We start from the raw sequence: 1087 nt of genomic DNA, 5'->3' as shown, positions 1-1087 counted from the left end.
CGACAGCCGGGCCACCGGCCTACCCACGACCAGCACACAACCCCGAAACGGCCCGCCGGAGAATCCGACGGACCGTCACGAAAGATCGAGGCTAAGAGCTCGTAACACGATCATGAGTCGTGTTTCTTGAGTCGTCGCCAGCAGATGAGGCTGCAGGCGAGGGAGACGAAGGCGTCGTGGAGTTCGGTGCGGCGTTCCCAGCGGATAGCGAGTCGTTTGAACTGGTGGAGCAGGGCGAAGCTCTGCTCGACGACGTAGCGGAGTTTGCCCATGCCCTTGATGTTCGGGGCTCCCTTGCGGGAGATGACCGGCAGGATCCGGCGTTGACGCAGCTCATCACGGTTGGGATTGGAGTCGTAGCCCTTGTCCCCGAGCAGGGCCTCGGGACGTCGCCGGGGACGGCCGGGACGACCTGCCACTGGTGGGATGCCGTCGACCAGGGCGAGGGTCTGGGTGACGTCGTTGACGTTTGCCGCGGTCGTGATGACTTTGAGCGGGGTGCCGCGTCCGTCGCAGATCAGGTGGTGTTTGCTGCCCGTTTTCCGCCGGTCGACCGGCGACGGACCGGTGTCGGTGCCCCCTTTTTCGCGCGGATGTGGGAGCCGTCCACGCATGCCCTGGACCAGTCGAGGCGGCCGGCCGCGTTCAGCTCGGCCAGCAGGATCCGGTGCAGCTGGTCGAAGACTCCGGCCTGCTGCCACCGCTCCAGGCGCCGCCAGCAGGTCTGTCCCGAGCCGAACCCCAGCTCAGGTGGCAGGAGTTGCCAGGCGATGTCGTTGCAGAGAACGTACAGGATGCCCTGCAGACACAACCGGTCCGGCACCGGCCGCGGCCCTGGCGACCGCGTCGGCCAGGGCGGCAACAGCGGTTCGATCATTGCCCACAACTCGTCGTCCACGATCCAAGGCCGAGTACTCACACCATCCCGAACGGCCGAATCGTCACACCGGTCACGCCCGACCAGGACATCTCACCAAGATCCTGTTACGAGCTCTAAGGGCTTGCAGGAAATCAAGGTGTTGCTTCCCGTTCCGGGGCTCGTTGTTGTGGTATGCGCATCCCGGACGAGACTCGTGACCAACTCTGC

The 1087-nt window shown here is 65.1% G+C and carries 1 protein-coding gene; it reads right to left on the bottom strand.

The window, feature by feature from the left end; genetic code table 11:
• Positions 1 to 110: 110 nt before the first annotated feature.
• Positions 111 to 877 (bottom strand): IS5 family transposase gene (locus tag ABZZ20_RS36890; RefSeq protein ID WP_356877444.1). Its coding sequence is split into 2 segments (ribosomal slippage): positions 111 to 586 and positions 586 to 877, totalling 768 coding nucleotides; the frame shifts between segments, so codons are not numbered across the junction.
• Positions 878 to 1087 lie beyond the last annotated feature (210 nt).

Origin of the sequence: Streptomyces sp. NPDC006430, assembly GCF_040612395.1 — a bacterium.
GTDB lineage: Bacteria > Actinomycetota > Actinomycetes > Streptomycetales > Streptomycetaceae > Streptomyces.
This window is presented reverse-complemented; position numbering and strand designations above follow the sequence as displayed.